27 protein-coding genes and 1 tRNA gene are annotated in these 24,923 nt (G+C 71.3%); 11 read left to right on the plus strand and 17 right to left on the minus strand.

What is annotated here, in order from left to right; translation table 11 throughout:
- Positions 1-27: 27 nt before the first annotated feature.
- The 4 genes from ABXJ56_RS00325 to ABXJ56_RS00340 are packed head-to-tail and all read right to left on the minus strand — an operon-like array spanning position 28 to position 3,208.
- Positions 28-1,065 carry a zinc-binding dehydrogenase gene (locus ABXJ56_RS00325; RefSeq protein WP_353997766.1) on the minus strand — a complete coding sequence of 346 codons (1,038 nt, stop codon included), beginning with the start codon at positions 1,063-1,065 and terminating at the stop codon, positions 28-30.
- Positions 1,062-1,610, minus strand: coding sequence for an MOSC domain-containing protein (locus tag ABXJ56_RS00330; protein WP_353997767.1), 549 nt, complete (start codon positions 1,608-1,610; stop codon positions 1,062-1,064). The genes ABXJ56_RS00325 and ABXJ56_RS00330 overlap by 4 nt, the downstream gene beginning before the upstream one ends.
- Before the next feature lie 9 nt (positions 1,611-1,619).
- Positions 1,620-2,171: a DUF6264 family protein gene (locus ABXJ56_RS00335; RefSeq protein ID WP_353997768.1), complete on the minus strand. Its 552-nt coding sequence runs from the start codon at positions 2,169-2,171 to the stop codon at positions 1,620-1,622.
- On the minus strand, positions 2,168-3,208 hold the full coding sequence (locus ABXJ56_RS00340) for a 4-hydroxy-3-methylbut-2-enyl diphosphate reductase (RefSeq protein ID WP_353999929.1): 1,041 nt from the start codon (positions 3,206-3,208) through the stop codon (positions 2,168-2,170). The genes ABXJ56_RS00335 and ABXJ56_RS00340 overlap by 4 nt, the downstream gene beginning before the upstream one ends.
- Positions 3,209-3,313: 105 nt before the next feature.
- Here ABXJ56_RS00340 and xseA point away from each other — a divergent pair, with 105 nt between their 5' ends.
- The 7 genes from xseA to ABXJ56_RS00375 are packed head-to-tail and all read left to right on the plus strand — an operon-like array spanning position 3,314 to position 9,729.
- Positions 3,314-4,594: an exodeoxyribonuclease VII large subunit gene (gene xseA / locus ABXJ56_RS00345; RefSeq protein ID WP_353997769.1), complete on the plus strand. Its 1,281-nt coding sequence runs from the start codon at positions 3,314-3,316 to the stop codon at positions 4,592-4,594.
- Between the two features lie 10 nt (positions 4,595-4,604).
- Complete coding sequence (locus tag ABXJ56_RS00350) at positions 4,605-4,835, plus strand: exodeoxyribonuclease VII small subunit (RefSeq protein WP_353997770.1); 231 nt, start codon at positions 4,605-4,607, stop codon at positions 4,833-4,835.
- A complete protein-coding gene (locus tag ABXJ56_RS00355; protein ID WP_353997771.1) occupies positions 4,835-5,473 on the plus strand; it encodes a DUF4245 family protein in 639 nt (212 codons plus the stop codon). The genes ABXJ56_RS00350 and ABXJ56_RS00355 overlap by 1 nt, the downstream gene beginning before the upstream one ends.
- A 44-nt stretch (positions 5,474-5,517) precedes the next feature.
- Complete coding sequence (locus ABXJ56_RS00360) at positions 5,518-6,132, plus strand: carbonic anhydrase (protein ID WP_353999930.1); 615 nt, start codon at positions 5,518-5,520, stop codon at positions 6,130-6,132.
- Between the two features lie 37 nt (positions 6,133-6,169).
- A complete protein-coding gene (locus tag ABXJ56_RS00365; protein ID WP_353997772.1) occupies positions 6,170-7,564 on the plus strand; it encodes a class II fumarate hydratase in 1,395 nt (464 codons plus the stop codon).
- Between the two features lie 18 nt (positions 7,565-7,582).
- The gene (locus ABXJ56_RS00370; protein WP_353997773.1) at positions 7,583-9,076 is read left to right on the plus strand and encodes a sensor histidine kinase; all 1,494 of its coding nucleotides are present in this window, start codon (positions 7,583-7,585) and stop codon (positions 9,074-9,076) included.
- Complete coding sequence (locus tag ABXJ56_RS00375; protein ID WP_353997774.1) at positions 9,073-9,729, plus strand: response regulator transcription factor; 657 nt, start codon at positions 9,073-9,075, stop codon at positions 9,727-9,729. The genes ABXJ56_RS00370 and ABXJ56_RS00375 overlap by 4 nt, the downstream gene beginning before the upstream one ends.
- 66 nt (positions 9,730-9,795) lie before the next feature.
- Here ABXJ56_RS00375 and ABXJ56_RS00380 read toward each other — a convergent pair whose 3' ends face one another.
- Positions 9,796-11,145: a PhoH family protein gene (locus ABXJ56_RS00380; RefSeq protein WP_353997775.1), complete on the minus strand. Its 1,350-nt coding sequence runs from the start codon at positions 11,143-11,145 to the stop codon at positions 9,796-9,798.
- Between the two features lie 227 nt (positions 11,146-11,372).
- Positions 11,373-12,158, minus strand: a complete 786-nt coding sequence (locus tag ABXJ56_RS00385; protein ID WP_353997776.1) for an isoprenyl transferase — start codon at positions 12,156-12,158, stop codon at positions 11,373-11,375.
- Positions 12,159-12,269: 111 nt separating this feature from the next.
- Between ABXJ56_RS00385 and trhA the strand changes: the two genes are divergently transcribed.
- Positions 12,270-12,995 carry a PAQR family membrane homeostasis protein TrhA gene (gene trhA, locus ABXJ56_RS00390; protein ID WP_353997777.1) on the plus strand — a complete coding sequence of 242 codons (726 nt, stop codon included), beginning with the start codon at positions 12,270-12,272 and terminating at the stop codon, positions 12,993-12,995.
- Here trhA and ABXJ56_RS00395 read toward each other — a convergent pair.
- Complete coding sequence (locus ABXJ56_RS00395) at positions 12,983-13,240, minus strand: hypothetical protein (RefSeq protein WP_353997778.1); 258 nt, start codon at positions 13,238-13,240, stop codon at positions 12,983-12,985. The two genes, trhA and ABXJ56_RS00395, sit on opposite strands and share 13 nt — an antisense overlap.
- Before the next feature lie 99 nt (positions 13,241-13,339).
- On the opposite strand from ABXJ56_RS00395, the gene ABXJ56_RS00400 reads away from it, so the two are divergent.
- Positions 13,340-13,732 (plus strand): DUF4307 domain-containing protein, encoded by a 393-nt coding sequence (locus ABXJ56_RS00400; RefSeq protein ID WP_353997779.1) that lies wholly within the window; start codon positions 13,340-13,342, stop codon positions 13,730-13,732.
- 88 nt (positions 13,733-13,820) lie between these two features.
- A complete protein-coding gene (gene greA / locus ABXJ56_RS00405; RefSeq protein ID WP_353997780.1) occupies positions 13,821-14,312 on the plus strand; it encodes a transcription elongation factor GreA in 492 nt (163 codons plus the stop codon).
- A gap of 32 nt (positions 14,313-14,344) precedes the next feature.
- On the opposite strand, the gene ilvA is transcribed toward greA, so the two are convergent.
- Together ilvA and ABXJ56_RS00415 are read right to left on the minus strand one after the other, a co-directional pair.
- Entirely contained in the window at positions 14,345-15,577 is a 1,233-nt protein-coding gene (ilvA, locus tag ABXJ56_RS00410) for a threonine ammonia-lyase (RefSeq protein WP_353997781.1), read from the minus strand.
- On the minus strand, positions 15,574-16,764 hold the full coding sequence (locus ABXJ56_RS00415; RefSeq protein ID WP_353997782.1) for an AI-2E family transporter: 1,191 nt from the start codon (positions 16,762-16,764) through the stop codon (positions 15,574-15,576). Before ABXJ56_RS00415 ends, ilvA begins: the two co-directional genes overlap by 4 nt.
- 78 nt (positions 16,765-16,842) lie before the next feature.
- Here ABXJ56_RS00415 and ABXJ56_RS00420 point away from each other — a divergent pair, with 78 nt between their 5' ends.
- Positions 16,843-17,757 carry a hypothetical protein gene (locus ABXJ56_RS00420; protein ID WP_353997783.1) on the plus strand — a complete coding sequence of 305 codons (915 nt, stop codon included), beginning with the start codon at positions 16,843-16,845 and terminating at the stop codon, positions 17,755-17,757.
- Between the two features lie 6 nt (positions 17,758-17,763).
- On the opposite strand, the gene ABXJ56_RS00425 is transcribed toward ABXJ56_RS00420, so the two are convergent.
- The 8 genes from ABXJ56_RS00425 to ABXJ56_RS00460 form a co-directional block, all read right to left on the minus strand.
- Complete coding sequence (locus tag ABXJ56_RS00425) at positions 17,764-18,333, minus strand: LemA family protein (RefSeq protein ID WP_353997784.1); 570 nt, start codon at positions 18,331-18,333, stop codon at positions 17,764-17,766.
- A gap of 82 nt (positions 18,334-18,415) precedes the next feature.
- Positions 18,416-19,726 carry a D-arabinono-1,4-lactone oxidase gene (locus tag ABXJ56_RS00430; RefSeq protein WP_353997785.1) on the minus strand — a complete coding sequence of 437 codons (1,311 nt, stop codon included), beginning with the start codon at positions 19,724-19,726 and terminating at the stop codon, positions 18,416-18,418.
- Positions 19,723-20,943, minus strand: coding sequence for an alanine racemase (locus ABXJ56_RS00435; RefSeq protein ID WP_353997786.1), 1,221 nt, complete (start codon positions 20,941-20,943; stop codon positions 19,723-19,725). The genes ABXJ56_RS00430 and ABXJ56_RS00435 overlap by 4 nt, the downstream gene beginning before the upstream one ends.
- Before the next feature lie 34 nt (positions 20,944-20,977).
- Positions 20,978-21,051, minus strand: a tRNA-Leu gene (locus ABXJ56_RS00440).
- 29 nt (positions 21,052-21,080) lie between these two features.
- Positions 21,081-22,505, minus strand: a complete 1,425-nt coding sequence (locus ABXJ56_RS00445; RefSeq protein WP_353997787.1) for an NAD(P)/FAD-dependent oxidoreductase — start codon at positions 22,503-22,505, stop codon at positions 21,081-21,083.
- A gap of 34 nt (positions 22,506-22,539) precedes the next feature.
- Entirely contained in the window at positions 22,540-23,841 is a 1,302-nt protein-coding gene (locus ABXJ56_RS00450) for a S8 family serine peptidase (protein ID WP_353999931.1), read from the minus strand.
- On the minus strand, positions 23,838-24,353 hold the full coding sequence (locus tag ABXJ56_RS00455; RefSeq protein ID WP_353997788.1) for a DUF501 domain-containing protein: 516 nt from the start codon (positions 24,351-24,353) through the stop codon (positions 23,838-23,840). The genes ABXJ56_RS00450 and ABXJ56_RS00455 overlap by 4 nt, the downstream gene beginning before the upstream one ends.
- A gap of 49 nt (positions 24,354-24,402) precedes the next feature.
- Positions 24,403-24,903, minus strand: coding sequence for an FtsB family cell division protein (locus ABXJ56_RS00460; RefSeq protein WP_353997789.1), 501 nt, complete (start codon positions 24,901-24,903; stop codon positions 24,403-24,405).
- Between the last annotated feature and the right edge of the window lie 20 nt (positions 24,904-24,923).

Genomic DNA, 24,923 nt, shown 5'->3' on the forward strand with positions numbered 1-24,923 from the left:
CGACCCCGAATCGACCCGCGGCGCGCCTCAGCGCCGCGGGTCGATCATCGTCAGGCCCGCCGGTCGGGCTTCCGGCATCCGCGGAAGGAGGATCGCCGCCTCTTCGAGACCGACCGTGCGCTCGACGAGCGCCCCCGGGTGCAGGCGCCCGTCGCGGATGAGCGCGAGCATCCCGGGATAGTCGGCCGCGGCCATCCCGTGACTCCCCCGCAGGTCGAGCTCCCACGCGATCGCGCGTGCCATGGGCACCGCCGACAGCCCGGATGCCGAGGGCAGGAGGCCGATCTGCACGTGCCGACCTCGCCGGCGCAGGCTGAGGACCGCATCCGCGCACGTCCGCTCGCTTCCGACCGCGTCGATCGACACGTCCGCCCCCTCGGGGACGAGGGCGCGCACCGCATCCGGGACATCGCGTCCGTCGGCACGCACCGTCTGCCGAGCACCGAGGCGGACCGCGGCCGCCAGGGCCTCCTCGGTCCGATCCACCGCGATCACGTGCGCCCCGAGGGCCGCCGCGATCATCACCGCGCTGAGACCGACGCCGCCGGCCCCGACCACGACCACCCACTCCCCCTCGGCGACGGCGGCCCGAGCGGTCAGCGCGCGGTAGGCCGTGGCGAAGCGGCAGCCAAGTGCCGCGGCGGCCGGCATGGAGACCTCGTCGGGGACGGATACGAGGTTGGTGTCGGCGGCGTGCAGCGCGACGCGCTCGGCGAACGACCCCCAGTGGGTGAAGCCGGGCTGCTCTTGGTCGGGACACACCTGGGCCTCACCCGTGAGGCACCACCGGCACCGCCCGCAGCCGCAGACGAACGGGACCGTGACGCGGTCACCCACGGTCCACGAACGGACTCCTTCGCCGACCGCACTGACGACACCGGCCAGCTCGTGCCCGGGAACGTGGGGGAACCGGATGTCGTCGTGGCCGGCCCACCCGTGCCAGTCGCTGCGGCACAGACCTGTGGCATGCACGTCGACGACCACCCCGCCCACCGGGGCCACCGGATCGTCCACGACGCGAACGGACGGTGCCACCCCGACACCGTCGACGACGACGGCCCTCACGGCGCGCGGTAGATGTCGAGGACCGTCGGCGCTCCGGCGGGCCGGCTCACCACGGCGATCTCGTCGCCGGCGCGGATCGAACCGGTGCGCAGCACCCGCAGGTAGACGCCCAGACGGCGCGCGTCGGAGAAGCGCCGGACCCATCCCTTCTCCTCGGCGCCGCCGACCCAGCGTGCGAAGGTCTGGCACGGCGTGCGAGGCGAGGTCACCTCCACCTCGACCCGATCGCCGATCCGCCAACGCTCCCCGACCACACTGCGATTGACGTCGACGCCCTCCGTCCGCAGGTTCTCGCCGAAGAAGCCCGGCGGGACGTCGCGCCCGAGCTGATCCGACCAGTACGCGGCGTCCTCCGTCGCATACGCGTACAGGGCCTTGTCGAGACCGCCGTGATGCTTGCGATTCACCTGGACGTCGCCTCGAGCCCCGTATGCGCCGATCTTCACCGCGCCGGAGCGGGCGACCTTGTCGATGGCGGTGATCCCCATCGTTCCCGCATCTTCGCGGAGTTCACGGACGGCGCAGACGGCGAGAAGACGCGGCATGCGCCCAGCCTACGAGCCGGGGACCCCGGTTCCGACCAGAGACGACCAGAGCGCGGCATCCGACATCAGGGGGACCATGACCAGTACTCCGGCGGTGAGGCTGAACGCCACTCCGCCGACGAGCGGGATCCACCACGACAGCCGACCTCGGCGCATGTTCCGCCAGGTGAGGAACGCGGTCAGCAGCCACCCGCCGACGAGGACGATCGCCGCGGCGACACCCCAGGGCCTCCCCGCCTCCGGATCGGCCACCTCCGCGCTCACCCCCATCAGTTCGAACACCGACGTCATGTAGGCCGCGTAGTCGACGAGGGCAGGCGCGGCCGAGACGACGTTGACCAGGCCGTAGGCGAGAAGCGCGAACGCCACGATCCGATCGACGAGGCGCCCCCGCCCCGCCGGAGATGTGACCCTGCTTGCGGGCGCGGGCGTCGGGGTGGCGTCGGCGGGGGCGACGCCGGCAGCGAGCCGCTCGGTCACCTCGGGCTGCTGAATCCGCGCCCGCTGCTCCTCATCCGAGGCGTACTCCCCGAACTGCGGCCGAGGACGCTCGTCGCTCACGCGCGCGTCCGGCCGCCCAGGGCGCGCGCCTCGCGCTCCCCCTTCAGCGGGGTGCGGAGCTCCTTCGGGAGGGAGAACATGAGATCCTCCTCGGCGGTGCGCACCTCTTCGACGTCGCCGTAACCGGCGAGCGCGAGATCGCGCAGGACCTCCTGGACGAGGACCTCCGGGACGGATGCCCCGCTGGTCACTCCGACCGTTTCGACCCCGTCGAGCCACGACTGCTCGATCTCGTCGGCGTAGTCGATGCGATACGCGGCCTTCGCCCCGTACTCGAGGGCGACCTCGACCAGGCGGACGCTGTTGGACGAGTTCGCCGAACCGACGACGATCACGAGATCGGCATCCTTGGCGACCTTCTTGATCGCCACCTGGCGGTTCTGCGTGGCGTAGCAGATGTCGTCCGACGGCGGATCCTGCAGCTGGGGGAAGCGTTCGCGGAGCCGGCGGACCGTCTCCATCGTCTCGTCGACGGACAGCGTGGTCTGCGACAGCCAGACGACACGGGAGGGGTCGCGCACCTCGACGGTGTCCGCCTCCGCGGGCGAGTTCACCACGGTGACGTGGTCGGGAGCCTCACCGGCCGTCCCCTCGACCTCCTCGTGGCCCTCGTGGCCGACCAGCAGGATCTCGAAGTCGTCGCGGGCGAAGCGCACCGCCTCGCGGTGCACTTTCGTCACCAACGGGCACGTCGCGTCGATCGCCTGCAGGTTCCGGTCAGCCGCACCCTGCACCACCGCGGGCGAGACGCCGTGGGCGCTGAAGACCACATGCGCGCCCTCCGGGACCTCGTCGACCTCTTCGACGAAGATCGCACCGGCCTGCTCCAGCTCGGTCACGACGTGGATGTTGTGCACGATCTGCTTGCGGACGTACACGGGGGCCCCGTAGCGCTCCAGCGCCTTCTCCACAGCGATCACCGCGCGGTCGACCCCGGCGCAATATCCCCGGGGAGCGGCCAGGACGACGCGTTTGCGCCCGGGTACGGCGATATCCTGGAGCGGTTCCCGCCTCCGCGGTACGCGTGGGACGGGCATGCTCACGGGGCTGCGGCCGACGGTGCTGGTGCTCACCCCACGATTCTACGGGGACCGCGTCTGCACGGACCCCGAACGGATGCCGCACACCGGCGGAAGGACCCCATGACGAGCTTCCAGGCCGCCGATGCGGTGCGCCCCCGCGATTCCTCCGCCGACACCCCGACCTCCGTCGCCCGTCTGAACGACACCATCCGGGACTTCATCGCCTCGTGGGGGTCGGTGTGGGTGGAGGGCGAGATCACGGCGTGGAACGTCCGCGGCGGCGCGGTCTTCGGCCGCCTCAAGGATCTCGCCGGCGATGCGCAGATCTCCTTCCGCATCTGGTCCTCCACACGCGCTCGCCTGCCGGCCGACCTGAAGCCGGGCGACCACGTGGTGGCCTGTGTGAAGGCGGACTACTACCCCAAGGGCGGCGACCTCTCCTTCAGCGTGTCGGCGATGCGCCACATGGGGCTCGGTGATCAGCTGGAACGTCTCGAGCGGCTGCGCGCCGCACTGCGGGCCGAAGGCCTGTTCGACGCCGCACGGAAGAAGACGCTTCCGTTCCTTCCCCACCTCATCGGTCTCATCACGGGCGAGCGGTCGGATGCCGAGAAGGACGTGCACCGGAACGCGGAGCTCCGCTGGCCCCAGGTGCGCTTCCGTACCCGCCATGCGGCCGTTCAGGGCGATCGGTGCGTCCCCGAGACCATCGCGGCGCTGAAGGCGCTGGACGCCGATCCCGAGGTCGACGTGATCATCATCGCGCGCGGAGGCGGCGACCCGCAGACCCTGCTCGGCTTCAGCGACGAGCGCCTGCTCCGGGCGGTCGCGGCCGCGACGACGCCCGTGGTCAGCGCCATCGGTCACGAGAACGACCGCCCGCTCCTCGACGAGGTCGCCGATCTCCGCGCCTCGACGCCCACCGACGCCGCCAAGCGGGTGGTCCCCGACGTCACCGAGCAGCGGGCGCTCGTGCGCCAGCTGCGCAGCCGGATGACGACGCGCCTGACGCACCGTGTCGGACACGACATCGCCCAGCTCGAGCAGCTCCGGTCGCGCCCGGTCCTCCGCGACCCCGCCGGCATGCTCGCCGGCCGCGCGCACGACATCGAGCTCCAGGTCGCGCGCGGCCGCGAGCGGGTCCAGCGCGGCATCGAGGTGCACGCGCGCAGGGTTGCGGAGCTGCGCGCGACGCTGCGCGCCCTCTCGCCCGCGGCCACGTTGGCCCGGGGCTATGCCATCGCGCATCGCGACGACGGAGCGATCATCCGGGACGCGGCACAGGCGCCGAAGGGATCGACGATCGCCGTGACCGTGGCGCGGGGCACCCTGCGCACCCGATCGGAGGGCGAGATTCCCGAGGGTCCCTCCGCGGACACGAGCGATCAGGAGCGGATTTAGGATGGAGACCATGACCGAGACCGCCGTCGACGACGTGGCCGGGCTCTCGTTCGAGCAGGCCCGCGACGAACTGGTGCGTGTGGTGGCGGAGCTCGAGCAGGGCGCGCCCACCCTCGAGAAGTCCCTCGCCCTGTGGGAACGCGGGGAGGCTCTCGCGGCCCGGTGCGAGGAGTGGCTGATCGGCGCGAAGCGCCGCCTGGACGCGGCGAGAGACGGCGTGGACGCGGCGGGCACCCCCTGATGGCCGCGCGTCCCCACCGGGTGGTCGCGGAGATCGGCCGGCCCGAGACACCGCAGGAGACGGCGGATCGGAAGGCGGCGGCATCCCGCACGTACCGCGCCAGTCAGACCACGCGCAATCTGATCGCCGCACTGCTGGTCACACTCGCCGTCGTGGCGGTCATCATCTTCATCGTTCCCCGCGGCCAGGTTCCCGAGCGTCCGCCGATCGACGTGCCGGCGGCCGCCGCGAGCGCAGCCGCCGCGGAGGAGCGCGCCGTCGTCGCCCCGACCACCCCCGAGGGGTGGCGCGTGAACGTCGCAGCGGTGGAGGGCAGCCTCCCCCGCGCGTGGACGATCGTGTACGCGACCGAGACCGGTTTCGTCCGCGTCGAGCAGGGATTCGACGCCGACCCGGCGTGGCCCTCCCGCGAGCTGGCGGGGTCTGCCGTCGACGGCACCGTGGAGATCGGCGGCATCACCTGGGACCGCTACCTCATCCGCAACCCCGAGCGCGCCGGAAACATCACCACCGCGATCTCCACGACCGTGGGCGACGACATCGTGATGGTGTTCGGAGCCGCCGACGACGATACGATCCGCATCGCGGCCGAAGCGGTCGCCCCCGAGATCCTCACCCTCGCCGAGGAGGCGCAGTGACCCAGGTGGACGAGTCCCCGACCCCGCGTCAGGTGTGGCGCGAGATGACGCGCGGAAACGCCCGGTTCGTCGCCGGCGAGCCCCGGCACCCGCGCCAGGACGTCGACCGTCGTCATGAGCTGGAGGGCGGCCAGCGGCCGCGCGCAGCGCTCTTCGGCTGCTCCGACTCGCGCCTGGCCGCGGAGATCATCTTCGACAAGGGGCTCGGCGACCTGTTCGTCGTCCGCAACGCCGGTCAGGTCATCTCCGACTCGGTCGTGGGCAGTCTCGAGTACGCGGTCGCGGTGCTCGAGGTCCCCCTCATCGTGGTGCTCGGGCACGATGCCTGCGGCGCGGTGAACGCCGCGATCGAATCGACCGCGGCGGACGCCCCCGCTCTTCCCGCCCACATCTGGCGTCAGATCGCTCCCATCGTCCCGGCCGTCCGCCGCGTCATCCGCAACAGCGCCGCCGACCCGCAGGCAGCGTCGGGGATCGACGCCGAGGAGGTGGGGCGCGAGCATCTGAAGGACACGATCGGCGAGCTCCTGCACTCCTCCGAGCTGATCAGTCTCGCCGTCGCCGAGGGCCGGCTCGCGATCGTCGGCGCGAACTACCGACTGGGGGAAGGCACCGCCGTCCCCTCGGTGATCGTCGGCGACGCCGGCGACGACGAATGACATCAGACCACCCACCGACGACGACAGGAACAATGACGTGACCGACCTCGAGTACCGCATCGAGCACGACACCATGGGCGAAGTGCGCGTGCCCAAGAACGCGCTGTACGCGGCGCAGACCCAGCGTGCCGTGGAGAACTTCCCGATCTCCGGGGACAGCCTCGACCCCGCTCAGATCAGCGCGCTGGCCCGCATCAAGAAGGCCGCCGCCCTGGCGAACAAGGACCTCGGGACCTTGGATGCCGGCATCGCCGACGCGATCGCGGCCGCCGCCGACGAGGTCGTCAGCGGCGTGCACGCCGACCAGTTCCCGATCGACGTCTACCAGACCGGCTCCGGCACGTCCTCGAACATGAACATGAACGAGGTGCTCGCGACCCTCGCGTCGTCCCGTCTGGGTGCCCGTGTGCACCCGAATGACCACGTCAACGCCTCGCAGTCCTCCAACGACGTCTTCCCCACGTCGGTGCACGTCGCCGTGACGCAGGAGCTCATCGACGACCTGATCCCGTCGCTCGATCACCTCGCGGTCGCCCTCGAAGAGAAGGCGGAGCTGTGGAAGGGGGCCGTCAAGGCGGGCCGCACCCACCTCATGGACGCCACCCCCGTCACGCTCGGGCAGGAGTTCGGGGGGTACGCACGTCAGATGCGCCTCGGCATCGAGCGCGTGCAGTCCGTCATCCCCCGGGTCGCCGAGGTCCCCCTCGGTGGCACCGCCGTGGGAACCGGCATCAACACTCCGCTCGGCTTCCCGCAGAAGGTCCTGGAGATCCTCGTCGCCGAGACCGAGCTTCCCATCACCGAGGCGAAGGACCACTTCGAAGCCCAGGCCAACCGCGACGCCCTCGTCGAGGCATCCGGGGCGCTCCGCACCATCGCGGTCTCGCTGACGAAGATCAACAACGACCTGCGCTGGATGGGGTCGGGCCCGAACACCGGTCTGGGTGAGCTGCACATCCCCGACCTGCAGCCGGGCTCGTCGATCATGCCGGGCAAGGTCAACCCGGTCGTGCCCGAAGCCACCCTCATGGTGTGCGCCCGCGTCATCGGCAACGACGCGACCATCGCCTGGGCCGGGGCGTCCGGCGCTTTCGAGCTCAATGTCGCGATCCCGGTGATGGGAACGGCGCTCCTGGAGTCCATCCGCCTCCTGTCCAACACGGTGCGCGTCCTCGCCGACAAGACGATCCGCGGCCTCGAGGCGAACCTCGAGCGTGCGGCCGCCTTCGCCGGCATGTCGCCCTCGATCGTCACGCCGCTGAACAAGCTCATCGGGTACGAGGCCGCCGCCGCCATCGCCAAGCACTCCGTCGCGCGCGGCATCACCGTGCGGGAGGCCGTGATCGACCTCGGCTACATCGAGCGCGGGGAGCTGACCGTCGAACAGCTCGACGAGAAGCTCGATCTGCTGTCGATGACGCACCCCGGGTGAGCCGCCCATAATCGGGACATGCCCCGTTCACGACGCCCGGTATCGGCCCGCGTCCGGATCCTCACCGCGATCCTGACCGTGGCCGGTATCGGGCTCGCGCTCGCGGGCGGTGTGACGTTCCTCGTCCAGCGGCAGCAGGTCCTCGCGGAGATCGACGACCGACTCGACAGTCAGGTCGAGCGGCTGCACACGATCGCCGCCGACGGCGAGCCCGCCGGGTCGTGGGCGCCCGTCACCCTGACCGTCGAGCGCTACGCGGACGTCGACGCCTTCCTCAGCGATGTGGTCGCCCGTCTGGTGCCGGCGCGGAACGAGGCGTCGTTCGCCGTGATCGAGGGGAGCACGCCGACCGTCCCGACCACGCTGTCGGGTTTCGATGTCTCCGGCGATGACGTGTTCGTCTCGCGGGTGCGGGAGGAGACCGCGGCCGGCGACATCCGACGCGGCACCGCCGACACCGCCGCCGGGACCCTCCGCTACATCGCCATCCCGGTGTCGGTGGAGGGAGATCAGCCGTCCGGGGTGTACGTGCGCGCGGTCCACCTGGACGCTTCCCTCGAGCCGGTCGCCGCCGCGATGTCGACCTACGTCGTGGCGGGGATAGCCGTCCTCGGGGCGGTCGGCATCGTGGGCTGGTTCGTCACCGGCCGGCTGCTCTCCCCCATCCGTCATCTTCGCGAGACGGCGGCGGCGATCTCCCTCGCGGATCTCTCCGCGCGACTGCCCACCGCCGGCAACGACGACATCTCCGACCTCTCCCGCACCGTCAACTCCATGCTCGACAGGCTCGAGGGCTCGGTCGACACACAGAGACGGCTCCTCGACGACGTGCGGCACGAGCTCAAGACGCCCATCACGATCGTCCGCGGACACCTCGAGCTGATGGACCCGCGGGACCCGGCGGATGCCGCGTCCGCGCGGGAGATCGGCATGGCCGAGCTCGACCGACTGGCGCGGCTGGTGGAGGACATCGATCTGCTCGCCGCGGCGGAAGGCGAGCAGTACGCGATGGCCCCGGTGCGGTTGGATCAGCTCACCGCTCGGCTCGGCGAGCTGGTCGCGGTGATCCCGGACCACGAGTGGCGCCTCGCGCACGTCTCGCGGGGGCGCATCGTCGGCGACGCGGACCGTCTCCTCCAGGCCTGGCTGCAGCTGGCCGACAACGCCGCCAAGTACACCCCCTCCGGCTCTCTCATCGAGGTGGGGAGCGCCCTGGACGAGCGGGGCGCACGTCTGTGGGTGCGCGACCACGGGCCGGGCATCCCCCGCGCCGCCCGCCACCGCATCTTCCGTCGCTTCGACCGCGCGGACGTCAAGCGCGCCGTCGGCGGATCAGGGCTCGGCTTGGCGATCGTCGACGCCATCGCGAAGGGTCACGGCGGCACCTGCACCGTGACGGACACCCCCGGCGGCGGGGCCACCTTCACCATCTCCCTGCCGCAGACCGCCGTCGACGTGCCCGCGCCCGTGCGCGCGGAGGACGTCGTGTTGCAGCGAGAGGCCACCGCATGACGAGGATCCTGATCATCGAGGACGAGCCCCGGATCGCGGCATTCGTCAGCCGCGGCCTCATCAGCGCCGGGTACGAGACCGCGATCGTCGACGACGGCGTGGAAGGTCTCGCCGCGGCCCTCCGCGGCGATGGAGACCTCGTTCTCCTGGATGTCGGCCTTCCGGGGATCGACGGCTTCGACGTGCTGCGCGAACTGCGCGCGCGGGGCTCCCTCGTCCCCGTCATCATGCTGACGGCGCGCTCGAGCACCAGAGACACCGTGGACGGACTGGACGCCGGCGCGAACGACTACGTCGCCAAGCCCTTCACCTTCGAGGAGCTCCTCGCGCGGGTGCGCTCCCGCCTTCGAGAGGCGACGCCGACGACAGGGGTGTCTGTGGGTCACGGTGACGTCCAGCTCGACATCCTCGCCCGCCGCGCGATGGTCGCGGGACGGGAGGTGGACCTGTCCGCCCGCGAGTTCGCCCTCGCAGAGCAGTTCCTGCGCAATCCCGGGCGTGTCCTCACCCGGGAGCAGCTCCTCCGCAGCGTCTGGGGTCTCGACTTCGACCCGGGTTCCAACGTCGTCGATGTGTACGTGCGATATCTCCGCGGCAAGCTCGGCAGCGCCCACATCGTCACGGTGCGCGGCGCGGGCTACCGCTGGGAGTGAGCGCGCGCAGGCCGCCCATGGGCGGGGGTGCGGCCGGATCGGCCCGCACCCCCGCCGGTGACGGGGTCAGGCCAGCTCGCCCGCCTCGAGGAGGTCGGTCACGAGGGCGGCGATCGCCGAACGCTCGGATCGCGTCAGCGTGACGTGACCGAACAGCGCGTGTCCCTTGAGCGTCTCGATGACCGAGGCGATGCCGTCGTGTCGCCCGACGCGCAGGTTGTCCCGCTGCCCGACGTCGTGCGTGAGCACGACGCGGGAGTTCTGCCCGATGCGGCTGAGGACCGTGAGGAGGACGTTCCGTTCGAGCGACTGCGCCTCGTCCACGATGACGAACGCGTCGTGGAGCGACCGCCCACGGATGTGCGTCAGCGGCATCACCTCGAGCAGGCCCCGCTCGACCACCTCTTCGAGCACGTTGGAGGACACCACGGAGCCCAGCGTGTCGAACACCGCCTGTCCCCACGGGTTCATCTTCTCCTGCGCGTCACCCGGGAGGTATCCGAGGTCCTGTCCGCCGACGGCGTAGAGAGGGCGGAAGACGATGATCTTGCGCTGCTGCTGCCGCTCGAGGACCGCCTCGAGCCCGGCGCACAGTGCCAGCGCGGACTTGCCGGTCCCGGCACGTCCCCCGAGGGAGACGATGCCGACGTCCGGATCGAGGAGCAGGTCGATCGCGATCCGCTGCTCCGCCGAGCGACCGTGGAGCCCGAAGACCTCGCGGTCCCCGCGGACCAGGCGGTACTCGCCCGGACCGCTCACCCGGCCGAGAGCCGATCCGCGCTCGGAGTGGATGATGAGGCCGGTGTTGACCGGCAGTCCTCGCACGTCCTCGCCGGTGGCCACCTCGCTCTCGTAGAGATCGCTGATCTCGTCGCCGGAGACGTCGACGGTCGTGATGCCGGTCCAGCCCGAGTCGACCGCCTGTTCGGCGAGGTACTCCTCGGCGCTGATGCCGAGGGAGGCCGCCTTCACGCGCATCGGGAGGTCCTTGGACACCACCGTGACCTCCTGGCCGTCCGCGGCCAGATGGAGCGCGATCGCGAGGATCCGCGAGTCGTTGTCGCCCAGGCGCATGCCGGCGGGAAGGACCGAGGGGTCGGTGTTGCCGAGCTCGACGCGGAGCGTGCCGCCCTCGCCCACGGGAACGGGGAAGTCGAGGCGCCCGTGCTCGATGCGCAGCTCGTCGAGATGACGAAGCGCCTGCCGCGCGAAGTACCCGATCTCGGGGTCGTGGCGCTTGCCCTCCAGCTCCGTGATCACGACGACGGGGATGACGACGCTGTGCTCGGCGAAGCGGAAGAAGGCCCGCGGATCGCTCAGCAGCACGGAGGTGTCGAGGACATAGGTGCGCAGGTCCAGCGCCTCGTCGATCTCGTGTGCGCTTTCGTGCTGCCTGTGTGGTGCTCGTGTGGTCACAACCGACTCCTGCCCCGGGTGGGTCCCCACCCGGTTTCTTCACGAGTCGACCGGAGGTCACGAGTCGCGATCCGGAGGGCCGACCCGACCGGGCGCCTTGCCCGATGCGATGAACGTACGACGCGCGGACCCGCGGCGCCGAATCCGACACGCGGGCGAATCGTTACGCGGAGATGAACTCTGCATCACCGGGCGCGACGGTGCTGCGCGCGGCGGCGCGGGTCGTCTCAGCTGCCGTATCGGCGGTCGCGGGTGGCGTAGTCGCGGATGGCGCGGAGGAAGTCGACCTCGCGCAGATCCGGTCCGAGCGCCTCCACGAAGTAGAACTCCGAGTGCGCGCTCTGCCACAACAGGAAATCGCTCAGGCGCTGCTCTCCCGACGTCCGGATGACGAGGTCGGGATCCGGCTGGCCGCCGGTGTAGAGGTGCTCCCCGATCTGCTCGGGAGTGAGGCTCTCCGCGAGGTCCTCGAGGGAGCCCCCGGTCGTCCCGTGCTGGGCGATGATGCTGCGGACGGCGTCGACGATCTCGCCCCGTCCGCCGTACCCCACGGCGAGGTTGACGTGGAGACCGGTGTGGCCGCGCGTGCGCTCGGACGCGTCGGCGAGCACCCGCGCGAGATCCGGCGGAAGGCCCTCCGCGCGTCCGACGTGCTGCACCCGCCAGTCGCGCTCACGGGAGAGCGCTTCGGCGAGCTCGGCGATGATGTCGATCAGGTCCGTCAGTTCGCGCGAGTCGCGCTTGCGCAGGTTGTCGGTCGACAGCAGGTACAGGGAGACGACCCGGATGCCGACGTCGTCGCACCACTCCAGGAACTCCCGCATCTTCGCGGCGCCGGCGCGGTGTCCGTGCGCGGCCGAGTCGTAGCCCAGCTGGCGCGCCCAGCGCCGGTTGCCGTCGATCATCATCGCCAGATGATGGGGAACGGATGCCGGGTCGAGGCGGCGTCGCAGACGGTTGATGTACAGCCGGTAGAGGGGCCCTCTGCCCTCGTTAGACGGAGTACGCGTCACCCCCCTACGCTACCCCGCCGGGAGCGCATCCGCAGGGTGGAACCGAATGCCGTCGACTCCGGGACTCAGTATGTACCGCGGGCGGAATGGAGCGCGCCGTACTCTGGCGTCATGAGTCGACGACCGCGCGTCCCCGCCGCGCCCGAGGTTCCGGTGCTCCCCCTCATGGACGCCGCCGCCGTCGACGCGGCATCCGAGACCAAGCCCAGTTGGCGCGGCTGGATCCATGCCGGCACGTTCCCCGTCGCGATCGCCGCGGGAATCGTGCTGATCGCGCTGGCGCAGGGTCCGGCGGCCAAGTGGTCGTCGGCCGTCTTCATGGCCACGTCCCTGCTGCTCTTCGGCAACTCCGCCCTGTACCACCGCTTCTCCTGGGGCCCGAGGACCCGGGCGACCCTCAAGCGGATCGACCACGCGAACATCCTCTTGCTCATCGCCGGGACGTACACCCCCATCGCGGTGCTCGCACTGCCGCCCGAGCAGGGCATCCTGCTGCTGTCGCTCGTGTGGGGCGGCGCGCTGCTCGGCATCCTGTTCCGGGTCTTCTGGCTCCACGCTCCGCGATGGCTCTACGTCGCGCTCTACCTGCTGCTCGGGTGGGCAGCCGTGATGTATCTCGGCGACCTCTTCCGCGCCAACCCCGCGATGATGATCCTCGTCGCCGTCGGCGGTCTGCTGTACACGGCCGGTGCGGTCGTCTACGCCCTGAAGCGCCCGAACCCGTGGCCCGGGCATTTCGGCTTCCACGAGATCTTCCACGTGTGCACCGTCCTGGCATTCCTCTGCCACTGGACGGCGTGCCTGCTGATCGCGCTCCAGCCGGCCTACAACGCCTGATCGTCGCGGTCCGCGCGCGTCTTCCGCTCCGCCTCCTCCGCGTCCAGTTCCTCCTGGATGTCGGCGCGCACGCGGCCGCGGCGGATCCGGCGGGTCATGTCCGCGGCGAGAAGGACCACGGCGACGGTGACGAACACGATGATGCCGAAGCCCCACGGGCCCGGCGTCACCAGCTCGGGGTCGACCGTCGGCACGGGGATCGGGGTCACGGAGGTGCCCGCAAGGAGGGCGAGCGCGAGATGCATGGGAGTCCGTTTCCGTCCGGGGCAGATGCTGTGCCGCGGACCCGGGTGCGCGAAAGCGCCTAATCTGGAACTCCCAGCCTATTCTCCCGACGGACCACCATGACCACTCAGGAACAGCTCGATCAGCGTTACGGGCGCCGCCGCACGGCATCGTCCCGGTGGGCGATCGGCGGCGCCGTCGCCGTCGGCGCCGTCCTCGCGGGCCTCCTCGGATGGACCGTGGTGGCCGGCAGCATCGACGCGATCGACGTCCGCTCCACCGGATTCGTCGTCGAGGACGACGGTCGGGTCACCATCGACTTCCAGCTCACCGCACCGCCGGGTCGATCCATCGCGTGCGCGCTCGAGGCGCAGGACGAGGAGCACGGGGTCGTCGGCTGGCGCATCGTGGAGTACGGGGCCACCGAGCAGCACGCGCGGGCCTTCCGGGAGAGCGTGCGGACGGTGTCCGAGGCGACGACGGGTTTTGTCAACGACTGCTGGGTGACGTAGTCTGACGGCACTGCGCTCGATCCCACGCCCCGGCCGGTCCGGGGCGTTTGACATATCGCGCAGCAGCCGCCTATCGAAGGAGTCAGACGTGTCCAGCGATGCCCCCGTGACCTTCCTCACGCAGGACGCCTACGACCGTCTCGTCGCCGAGCTCGAACACCTCTCGACGACCGGCCGCGAGGAGATCGCCAAGCGCATCGAGGCCGCTCGTGAGGAGGGCGACCTCAAGGAGAACGGCGGCTATCACGCCGCGAAGGACGAGCAGGGCAAGCAGGAGGCGCGCATCCGCACGCTCCAGGGCCTGCTGAAGTCCGCCAAGGTCGGCGACGCGCCGGAGAGCAACGGAACCGTCGAGCCCGGCACCGTGGTGACGGCCATCGTCGCCGGCGGCGAAGAGGTCTTCCTCCTCGGGAACCGCGAGATCGCATCCGGCTCGGACCTGGACGTGTACAGCGAGGCATCGCCGCTGGGCGCGGCGATCCTCGGCCTGAAGGAGGGCGACTCGACCTCCTACACCGCGCCCAACGGTCGCGAGATCGCCGTCGAGGTCGTCAAGGTGGAGACCTACGCCGGCCAGTGACCCCGGGCGCGCATCGCTGAGGCGCCGACCGGTCAGTCCGGGACGACGATCGGATCGAAGCCCGCCTGGCGCAGGACGTCCATGACGTGCGCGCGGTGCTCCTCGCCCCGCGTCTCCACGCTCAGCTGCAGGATCACCTCGCTGATCTGAAGCCCTTGGCCGTGGCGGGTGTGCAGCACTTCGGTGACGTTCGCTCCCGCGAGGGCGAGGAGTTCCGACACCCGCGCCAGCTGCCCGGGGCGGTCCGGCAGCGGGATGCGGAGGGTCATGTACCGTCCCGACGCCGCGAGACCGTGGGCCACCACCCGCTGCAGCAGCAGCGGGTCGATGTTGCCGCCCGAGAGGACGACGGCGGTCGGCCCCTCCGCGCGGATCTTCCCGGCCAGGATCGCCGCGACGCCGGCCGCGCCCGCGGGCTCCACCACCTGCTTGGCGCGCTCCAGGAGCACCAGCAGCGCCCGCGCGATGTCGTCCTCGGATACGGTGACGACCTCGTCCACGTGGTCGCGGATGATCGAGAAGGGCAGGTCTCCCGGACGCGCCACCGCGATCCCGTCGGCGATCGTGGGGCGCGTCTGCACCTCGACCGGGTGTCCCGCGGTCAACGACGTCGGATAGGCGGCGGAGTTCTCCGCCTGCACGCCGACGATGCGGATGCGTCGCCCCTCCGCCGCCGCACGCGCCTTCACGGCCGCGGCGACTCCGGCCACGAGACCGCCTCCGCCGATGCTCATGACGATCGTGTCAAGGTCGGGCAGATCGTCCATCAGCTCGAGTCCGAGCGTCCCCTGGCCGGCGATGACGTCCGGGTGGTCGAAGGGGTGGATGAAGACCGCGCCCGTGCGCTCGGCGAAGTCTGCGGCAAGGCGCAACGGCGTCTCCACCGTCGCCCCCTCCAGGATGACGTCCGCACCGTAGCCCCGGGTCGCCAGCAGCTTCGGCACCGGGACGCCGAGCGGCATGAAGATCGTCGCGGGGATGCCGAGCGCTTTGGCGGCCAGAGCCACCCCCTGTGCGTGGTTGCCCGCGGATGCCGCGACCACGCCGCGAGCGCGCTCTTCCTCGGTCAGGCGCGAGAGCCGGTAGGTGGCTCCGCGGATCTTGAAGGACCCCGTGCGCTGCAGGTTCTCGAGCTTCAGGTGGACCGGCACCCCCAGCAGATCGCTCAGGTGGAGCGACTCGTCGAGGGGCGTGCGGGCGATGACGCCGTCGAGGACGCGCGCGGCATCCGCGAAGTCGGCGAGCACGGGGATCGTGGCGTTCACGAACGGCCCTTCCTGGCTCGGGGGACGGTGCTCCAGATGAGATCGCCCTGCGGGGCGTGGCCCGACTCCCAGGCGCGCGATCCGAGGTAGACCGCGACGACGTTGACGAAGGCGGCGAGGGGCACGGCGAACAGCGCTCCGGGGATCCCCGCGATCATGGCGCCGCCGGCGACGACGAGCACGACCGCGAGCGGGTGGACCTTGACCGCAGCGCCCATCAGGATCGGCTGGAGGATGTGGCTCTCGACCTGCTGGACGAACAGCACGACGACGAGCATCCACAACGCGATCCACGGCCCGTTGTAGACGAGCGCGATGAACACGGCGATGGCACCGGTGACGATCGCACCGACGAAGGGCACGAAGGCGCCGAGGAAGACCAGCACGGCGATCGGGATCGCCAGAGGCACCCCGAGGAGGAACGCTCCGAGACCGATGCCGACCGCGTCGATGGTGGCGACGAGAAGCTGAGTGCGCGCGTACATCACCACGGTCCGCCAGCCCGCGCGTCCGGCCCCGTCCACGGGGACGCGCGCGCGCCGCGGGAACAGGCGGAGCGTCCACTTCCAGATCCCGCCGCCGTCGGCGAGGAGCGTGATGAGGATGAAGGCGGCCAGGAGCGCCCCCGCGCCGACGTGGCCGACCGTCGTCCCGAACGCCAGTGCTCCCGACCACACGACGGACGCCTGGTCCTGAAGGAACTGCCATCCCTCCCCCAGCAGGTCGTCGATCTGCTGGGAGGTGAGGTGCAGGGGTCCGTCGATGAGGTACTGGCGGAACCTCTCGAAGGCCTCTACGGTGCGCACCTGCACGCGCGGCAGCTCACGACTGATCTGCCACACCACGAGCCAGACGAGGGCGGAGACGACGGCGATCGTGGTGAGGAGCGAGATCACGATCGCGAGCCAGCGCGGGAAGCGGTGGCGGAGCATGAGCGTGAAGAACGGCCACAGCAGCGCGCTGAGCAGGATCGCGACGAGGAGCGGGATGACCAGGAGCTTCAGCTGGATGACGAGCCAGATTCCGACGCCGATGGCGGCCGCGATCAGCAGGAAGCGCCACGAGTACGCGGTCGCGATGCGGAGCCCGCGCGGGATCGAGTCCGTCAGGTCCGTCGAGACGATGCGACGTCGATCCCGGAAGGCGTCGAACAGCGAACCGCGTCGCGGGTCCTCGGAGCCGTCCATCCCGCCAGTCTAGGCGCGCCGCATGCCGGATCGGACATGGACTCTCCCCCGCCCTCACCCGGTTGCTAGCGTGAACCCGTGCAGCGCAGATCGATCGTCGTCCTCGCCGCGACCGGCGTCGTCGCGCTGGCGCTCGTGGGGGCGGTGCTCGTCGCGGTGCTCACGCCCCGGACCGAATCACCCGAGGACGTCGCACGCGCCTTCGCCGATGCGCTGACAGCGGGAGACGGGCCCGCGGCGCTCGCCCTCGTCGATGCGGTGCCGGAGGCCGCGCACGCCGCAGCCGAGGCCCTGACCGGCGCCGACCAGGTCCCCGACAGCGCCGAGGTCGTCCTCGTCGATCGGGCGGGGACGCGAGCGTCGTTCGACCTGACCATCCGGCTGGGACAGCGCACCGAGACCGGGCATCTGGAGGTCATCGAAGGCGCGGACGGGTGGCGCGTGGCCGCGGGCATATGGGGGACGCTCCGCGTGCAGACGACGCGCGGCGACGGCGCCCGGGTCGGCGGCGCGCCGGTGGCGTCGGACGCCGACGTGCTCCTCTTCCCCGCTCGGTACACCGTCACTGCGGAACCCTCCGAGCTCCTGGACGGGGCGGTGGAGGCGACGGTGTTCCCGGGGACCGATCAGGACGTCACCGTCGACGCCGCTCCGAACGACGCGGCTCTCGCAGCGGCGCAGCGGGCGGTCGAGGAGTACGCCGGGCGCTGCACGGCACCCGCGACGAGCTCGCCCGAGAACTGCGGGATGCGGATCCCCTGGCCCGCCGACATGGCGGAGCTCGAGGAGCTGCGGTTCCGGATCGAGCGGATGCCGCAGCTCGAGGATCTCGCGGGCGAGACCTTCCTCGCGTCGGGAGGCATCCTGGTGGTGACCGCGGAGGGCGCCGATGCCGCCGGGGCTCCCCGCACGGTCACCTACCGGTCGGATACGTGGTCGCTGCGCGGGACGGCGGAGGTCACCGCGGACGGCGTCGCGCTGACGGTGTGGTGACGAGGCTCAGAACTGCACGCGAGGCGGCTCGGAGATCGCCGCGCCGTCGACGACCTCGAAGAACTCCCGCTCGTGGAAGCCGAGGTTGCGGGCGAAGAGGTTGTTGGGGAAGACCTTGATCTTGGTGTTCAGCTCGCGCACGCCGCCGTTGTAGAAGCGCCGTGACGCCTGGATCTTGTCTTCCGTGTCGACGATCGCCTGCTGCAGCTGGAGGAAGTTCTGGCTCGCCTGCAGCTGCGGATACGCCTCCGCGACCGCGAAGAGGGACTTCAGTGCCTGCTGCATGTGCCCCTCGGCGACACCGGCGTCCGCGGGCCCGGACGCCGTGAGCGTCTCGGCGCGTGCACGGGTCACGTTCTCGAAGACGGCCTTCTCATGGGCGGCGTAGCCTTTGACCGCCTCGATGAGGTTGGGAAGAAGGTCGGCCCGGCGCTTCAGCTGAACGGTGATGTCGCTCCAGGCCTCATCGACGCGCACGTTGAGCTGGACCAGCGAGTTGTAGGTCGCCCACAGGTAGATGCCGGCGATGACGACCAGCGCCACCACGACCAGCACAGGGATCAGCCATTCCCACATAGCGCGAGACTCCGTTCGAGGTTTCCCTTCATCCTAGCCAGGCGCCCCTCGGCGCCGAAGTGCGCGCTGCGACTCCCAGCCGTTACCCACCGAGGATCCGCTCGAGGTGGGGGTTCGAGAACGTCCGGCGCGGATCCCACCGGTCCCGCACCGCGACGAAGTCCGCGAACCGGGGATAGCGCGGTGCCAGCCCCGCCGCATCCAGCGAGTGCATCTTCCCCCAGTGCGGCCGGCCGCCCTCGGCGAGGAGGATCTCCTCGACCGCGGCGAAGTAGGGGACGGGATCCTCGCGCCAGTAGCGATGGACGGCGAGGTAGCCGGTCTCGCGGCCGTGCGACGTCGACATCCACGCGGCGTCCGCTGCCGCCGTGCGCACCTCGATCGGGAAGGAGATCCGCCACCCGCGCCGCCGGATCTCTTCGCGCACGGCGGCGAACGCCGGCATGAGCCGGTGCAGCGGCAGCGCGTACTCCATCTCCGCGAAGCGCACCGAGCGTCGCGTCGCGAAGACGGCCGCGGACGCATCGGAGAACTCCCGGCCTCCCCACACCCGCGTCGAGACGCGGTTCAGGACGGGCACGCTCGCCGGAACCAGTGCCCCCGTGGCGCAGGCGATGCGGTGGAGGACGCCCCCGACGACGACGTCCTCCCACACGCGCGCGCCGGGCGACAGCGGACGGGTGGGGGTGTCGGCCGAGCGCCGCTGCTGGGTCTTCGTCAGTGCGAGATCCGTGCCGGGGAACCAGTAGAACTCGAAGTGATCGGAAGCCGCGCTCCGTGCGAGGAGATCCTCGCTCACCTCGTGCAGGGGCTCCGGGCTCTCCCGGGCTGCCAGCACGAACGCGGGGACGCACCGCAGGGTCACCTCGACGATGATCCCGAGGGCACCGAGCGAGACCGCGACCGCGTCGAGGAGATCTCCGTCGCCCTCCCCCACGGTCATGCGCTCCCCATCCGCAGTGATCAGGGCGAGGGAGGCGACCTGACTGCCGAGCCCCCCGAACCGGATGCCGGTGCCGTGCGTGCCGGTGCTGATGGCGCCGGCGATGCTCTGACGATCGATGTCACCGAGGTTCTCCATCGCCAGGCCATAGGGCGCGAGGAGCGCGGGGACCCGGTGCAGACGCGTGCCCGCCGCGAAAGTCGCGAGCCCCCGCTCGGGGTCGACGGACACGAGCCCGGCGAGGTCGTCCAGATCGAGGAGCACGTCGGGCGCGACGGCGATCGCCGAGAAGCTGTGTCCGGCGCCGACCGCCTTGACCCGCAGTCCTCGTCGCGCCGCGGACTGGACAGCCCGCTGCACCGCGCCGACAGAGGAGGGCCGCTCGACGCGGCGCGGACGCACCTGTTCGGTCCGGCCCCAGTTCTGCCACCGGCCGCCCGGACGCGTCATGCGAACGACCGTCCCTCGCCCCGGTACGTCGGTACCTCGGCCACGACACGCCCCGCCGACACGACGTGAAGACGGTCGGTGCGCTCACAGAGCTCGCCGCTCTTGGCGTGGCGGAACCACACCCTCGATCCGACGCGGAGGGAGGCGGTCCCGTCACCGGCGACCGGGGTCTGCACCTCCCCGGCACCCTCATGTGGGAGGAGATGCAGATCCTCCGGCCACACCGGAATCGGCAGTCGAGAGAGACCGGCCGGACCCGATGCCGTCCACCCGCCGCCGAGGGCGGTGACGACCCCGTGCGTCGGCGCCCGCACGACGTCCACGGCGAAGGCGGACGCCGGGGCGGGGCGGAAGCCACGGTAGCCGTCGAAGAGGTGACCGGCGAGCAGACCGCTGCCCGCGGTGACCTCGGTGACCGCGGAGTCGGCCGCCGTCGACTCCAACGACCCGGTGCCGCCGCCGTTGACGAACTCCACCGGTGCCACCGCGGCGACGCGGGCCACGACCTCGGCCCGCCTGTCCCGGAGCTCCGCGACGCTCCGGCGCTGCATCCACCGGATCGCCGCCGATCCGGCATCCGCGACCCCGGCCACCTGAGCCTCGTACATCATCAGACCCGCGAGCCGGAACCCGGGTCGGTCGACGATCATCCGCGCCAACCGCTCCGCTTCGGTGGGCTCGTGGACGGGCGAACGCCGGACACCGATGTGCCCGAGGACGGGATGACGCCAGGACGCATCGACGTCGACGGCGAGACGGATCTGCTCCCGAGAGGTCGGCGCGACCACCGCATCGATGAGATCCAGCTGAGCCACGTCGTCGACCATGAGGGTGATCCGGTCGGCGGCGACCGGATCGACGGCGAGCTGTGCGAGGGCAGCCCGGTCGACGGTCGGGTATCCGACCACGACATCGTCGTGATCGGCCGCGAGCCACAGCGCCTCGGAGAGGGAGTAGGCGAGCAGCCCGCGGTACCCCGGGATCGCCAGGACCGCGGCGAGGACGTCGCGGGAGCGCACCGACTTCGTCGCGATCCGGATGGGCACCCCCGCCGCGCGGACGACGAGGTCCAGCGCGTTGTGGCGGAGCGCCTCACGGTGCACGGCCGCCACCGGGGCCGGCAGGTCCGCGACGGCGCGCGAGAATGCCGCCCAATACCGCGGGGCGTCGTCCCACACGGGATCCGAGGGCTCCCCGGTGGTGAGGTCGAGTCTCATCGGACCCACCCTAGAGCCGCAGCGGCTCCGTGCGTGCCCCCGGTGGGACTCGAACCCACACTGCGGCGATTTTAAGTCGCCCGCCTCTGCCGATTGGGCTACGGGGGCGCCGGTCGTCCGACGCGGTCACGCCATCCTCAGCGTCCGGCGGCGGCGGCCTTGTCGGCGTCGACTTTCTCGGGCTGGTCCGCGATCTTGCCCTGGTCGCGGGGCTCGGCCGGGGGCGTCACCGCGGGCTGGGCCGGACGGGGCCGCGCGGCGAACTCTTCGAACACGTACCGGGGGTTCTGCACCGTGGAGAGGTTGACGATGTCGCGGCCGAGCCAGAAGTTGTTCCACCAGCCCCAGAGCACGCGGAACTTCCGCTCCCACGAGGGCATCGCGAGACCGTGGTAGCCGCGGTGGGCGAACCACGCCGGAAGCCCCTTGATCGCGATCTTGCCGGACTGGAAGACGCCGATGCCGATGCCGAGACCCGCCACCGCTCCGAGGTTCTTGTGGACGTACTCCTTCGGCTCCTCGCCGCGCAGGACTGCCACCAGGTTCTTCGCGAGCAGCTTCGCCTGCCGCACCGCGTGCTGGGCGTTGGGCACGCAGAAGCCCCCCACGCCGCCGCCGGAGAGGTCGGGGACGGCCGCGACGTCACCGGCGGCCCAGGCGCCCTCGACGGGCGCCTCGGCGGTGCCCACCCGCAGGTCGGCGCGGGCGCTGATGCGACCGCGCTCCTCGACGGGCAGGTCTCCGCCGCGGACGACGGTGGGGTTCGCCATCACGCCGGCGGTCCAGATGATCAGATCGCTCGGGATCGTCTCGCCGGTCGAGAGCTCGACGTTGCCGTCGACGGCCCCCTTCACCTGGGTGTCGAGGTGCACCAGAGCGCCGCGCTCGGCGAGGTTCTTGAGCACCCACTCGCTCGTCTTCAGCGAGACCTCGGGCATGATCCGCCCCATCGCCTCGACCAGGTGGAAGTGGGTGTCCTCGAAGCGCAGCTCGGGGTACTTCTTCAGAAGCGCCGAGGCGTAGGAGCGCAGCTCGGCGAAGACTTCGATACCGGCGAAGCCGCCGCCGACGACGACGACCGTCAGAAGGCGGTCGCGCTCAGGACCCGCGGGCACCAGCGCGGCCTTGTCGAAGTTCGCCGTCAGACGATCGCGGATGGCGACCGCCTCCTCGATCGTCTTCAGCCCGATCGCGTTGTCGGCGATGCCCGGGATGGGGAAGGTCCGCGAGACCGCACCGGCCGTGACGACGATCTGGTCGTAGCTGACCTGGTACGGCTCACCGACCGCGGGGGTGATCGTGGCGGTCTTGTCGGCATGGGTGATGCCGGTGACCTTGCCCGCGACGACCTTCGTCTTCGACAGGTGTCGACGAAGCGCCACGACCGAGTGTCGCGCCTCGATGGAGCCGGCCGCCACTTCGGGAAGGAACGGCTGGTAGGTCATGTAGGGCAGCGGGTCGACGACGGTGACCTCGGCTTCGCCCTTGCGCAGATGCTTCTCGAGCTTCCACGCCGTGTAGAAGCCCGCATATCCGCCGCCGACGATCAGGATCTTGGGCACGGTGTTCGTCACGGTGGGAAGTACTCCTCGGGTGTCAGCGGCTCGGCGTCCGGGACGCCAATCGGATGCGTCGGACAGCTGCAGTGACGCCGAGCGTGAACAGTATAGCGGTGGTGGTGAGGAGCGTCAGCGGAAGGGTCCCGTAGAGCACCGTCTCCCCGGTCGGCAGGAGGGGGGACACCGGGCGCTCCGCAGCATCCGCCGGGGGAAGGGGCTCGATCTCCACCGGCTCGCTGGGCACGCTCGGGGCCGGGCCGCTGTCGGCGCGACGGTACAGCCGGATCCACTCGGACAGGCTTCCCATGGGGTTCGCGGTGACCGCCGGCACCTCCGCGCGGACGGCGGCGGCCGCGTCGACCAGTCCGCGACCGTAGAGCGGGTCGACGGGCTGCTCCGCGCCGGGGACCGCGCGGGCGGTCGACACGATGCGATTGATGACATTGGCGGCGTCGAGCTCGGGGTGGGCGGCGCGCACGAGCGCCGCCACCCCCGCCACGATCGGCGCCGCACCGCTCGTGCCGTCCCAGACGACCACGCGGCCGTCGGCGGAGACGCCGAGGAGGCGCTCGCTGGGGGCCGCCACCCCGATCGTGATGCCCTGCGTGGACGCTTCCACGCTCGCCCGACCCCGTGGGTCGACACCGCCGACGGTCAGCACGCCGGGGATGGTCGCGGGCGCGCCGACCGCCGTCGTGCCGCTGCCGCGGTTGCCGGCGGCGACCACGACCACCACGTCGTTCTCGAAGGCGTAGAGAAAGGCGTCGTCCCAGCTCGGATCCCAGTCGGGGGTGTTCGTGGTGAGGGACATGTTGATCACGTCGGCCCCGTTGTCCACCGACCACCGGATCGCCTCGGCGATCTGCTCCACGAAGGGCACGGTCGCCGCCGAGCCGAAGCCGACCGACACCGCCAGGAGCTCGGCCTCGGGGGCGACGCCGATCATGCCCGTGCCCGGTCCGGTCCCCCGCGCCGCCGCCAGGGAGGCGACCCAGCTGCCGTGGTTGCCGTCGACGGCGCCGATCGGCGTGCGACCGTCGGCGGAGCCGATCCCGGACACGTCCGTCCCGGCCACCACGGCTCCCTGGAACTCCACCGGCCCGCGACCGATGCCGGTGTCGATGACGGCGATGCGCACCCCGGCGCCGCGAGTGGTCCGCCACGCGTCCTCGATGCCGTAGTCGGCGAGCCAGTACTGCGCGTCCCGCACGGGGTCCACCGAGGTCGGCGTGGGAGACGGGGTGGGGTCGGTGGCAGCGTGTGCCGGGGCGACGGCGAGCGTGGCAGCGAGTGCGGCGGCGACCACGCCGCCCGCGATCCCGCGCCACACGGCCCTCATCCGCCCGGCCCCGGTTCCGCGCACACGCAGACCGTCGGCGACCAGCTGGAGCGCGCGAGGGCGAGGTCGCCGATGGGATTGACCCCGGGACCGGCGGCGAGGGCGTGCCCCGCGAGCGCGTGCAGACATTTCACCCGCGTGGGCATGCCTCCGGCCGACACGCCGTCGATCTCCGGCACGTCGCCGAACAGGGTCCGGTCAGCGAGGTAGGCCCGGTGCGCCGCGCGGTACGCCTCGGCGACATCGTCGTCCCGGAGCAGATCGGCGAGCTCGGGCATCACCTGCGTCGCCTCGAGGGTCGACATGGCCGCGGTCGCGGCCGGATGGGTGAGGTAGTAGAACGTGGGGAACGGGGTGCCGTCCGGCAGGCGGGGCGACGTGGCCACGACGGTGGGGTTGCCGCACACGCAGCGCGCGGCGACGCCGACGGCACCGCGCGCGGGCCGGCCGAGCTGTGCACGGAGGACGACGAGGTCGCGGTCGCTCAGGGGCGCGAAGGGGGGCGTGGTCACGCCTTCGAGGGTAGCCGGGGGTTCCGGGAAGGACGAACCCCGCCGCGGCTCACGGTGAAGGTGCCCCGCTCACCGTGCGCGAGAGCCCGGCCTCGGTGAGCGATCTCATCATCTGCCCCATCCACTCGGTCTCGGTCGTCTGCACCTCGTCGCTGACGGCATCCGGCTCCCGCGGGACGTCCTGCGGAGGCAGGTCGTTGTCGATGAGGTAGACCACTTCGCCGGGGGCGACGAAGTACAGCCGCTCGCGCGCCTGGGTGGTGATGTAGGCGGGGTCGGTCCAGCGCTCCCGTTGCGCTTCGAGGTCCGCCACACGCTCCTCGCCGAGCTCCACGGCCGCCTCGAGGGCGGCGACGCGCTGACGCTGGTCGAGATAGGTGCCGATGGTGGGGACGAGGACGAAGGCCGCGAGGACCACGAGTCCGAGCATGATCGCGGCGAATCCGGACGTGCGGATGCCGGTCAGCCAGGCGCGGACGTCCGGTCGGGGTCGCCCGCCGCGGCGCGGCGACCGGGGGGAACGAGAAGGGGGAGCCGTCGTGTCCACCACGGCTCCCCCTCTCAGACGAC

The sequence above is a fragment of the Microbacterium aurantiacum genome, from assembly GCF_040532595.1.
GTDB classification, from domain to species: Bacteria; Actinomycetota; Actinomycetes; order Actinomycetales; family Microbacteriaceae; genus Microbacterium; species Microbacterium chocolatum_B.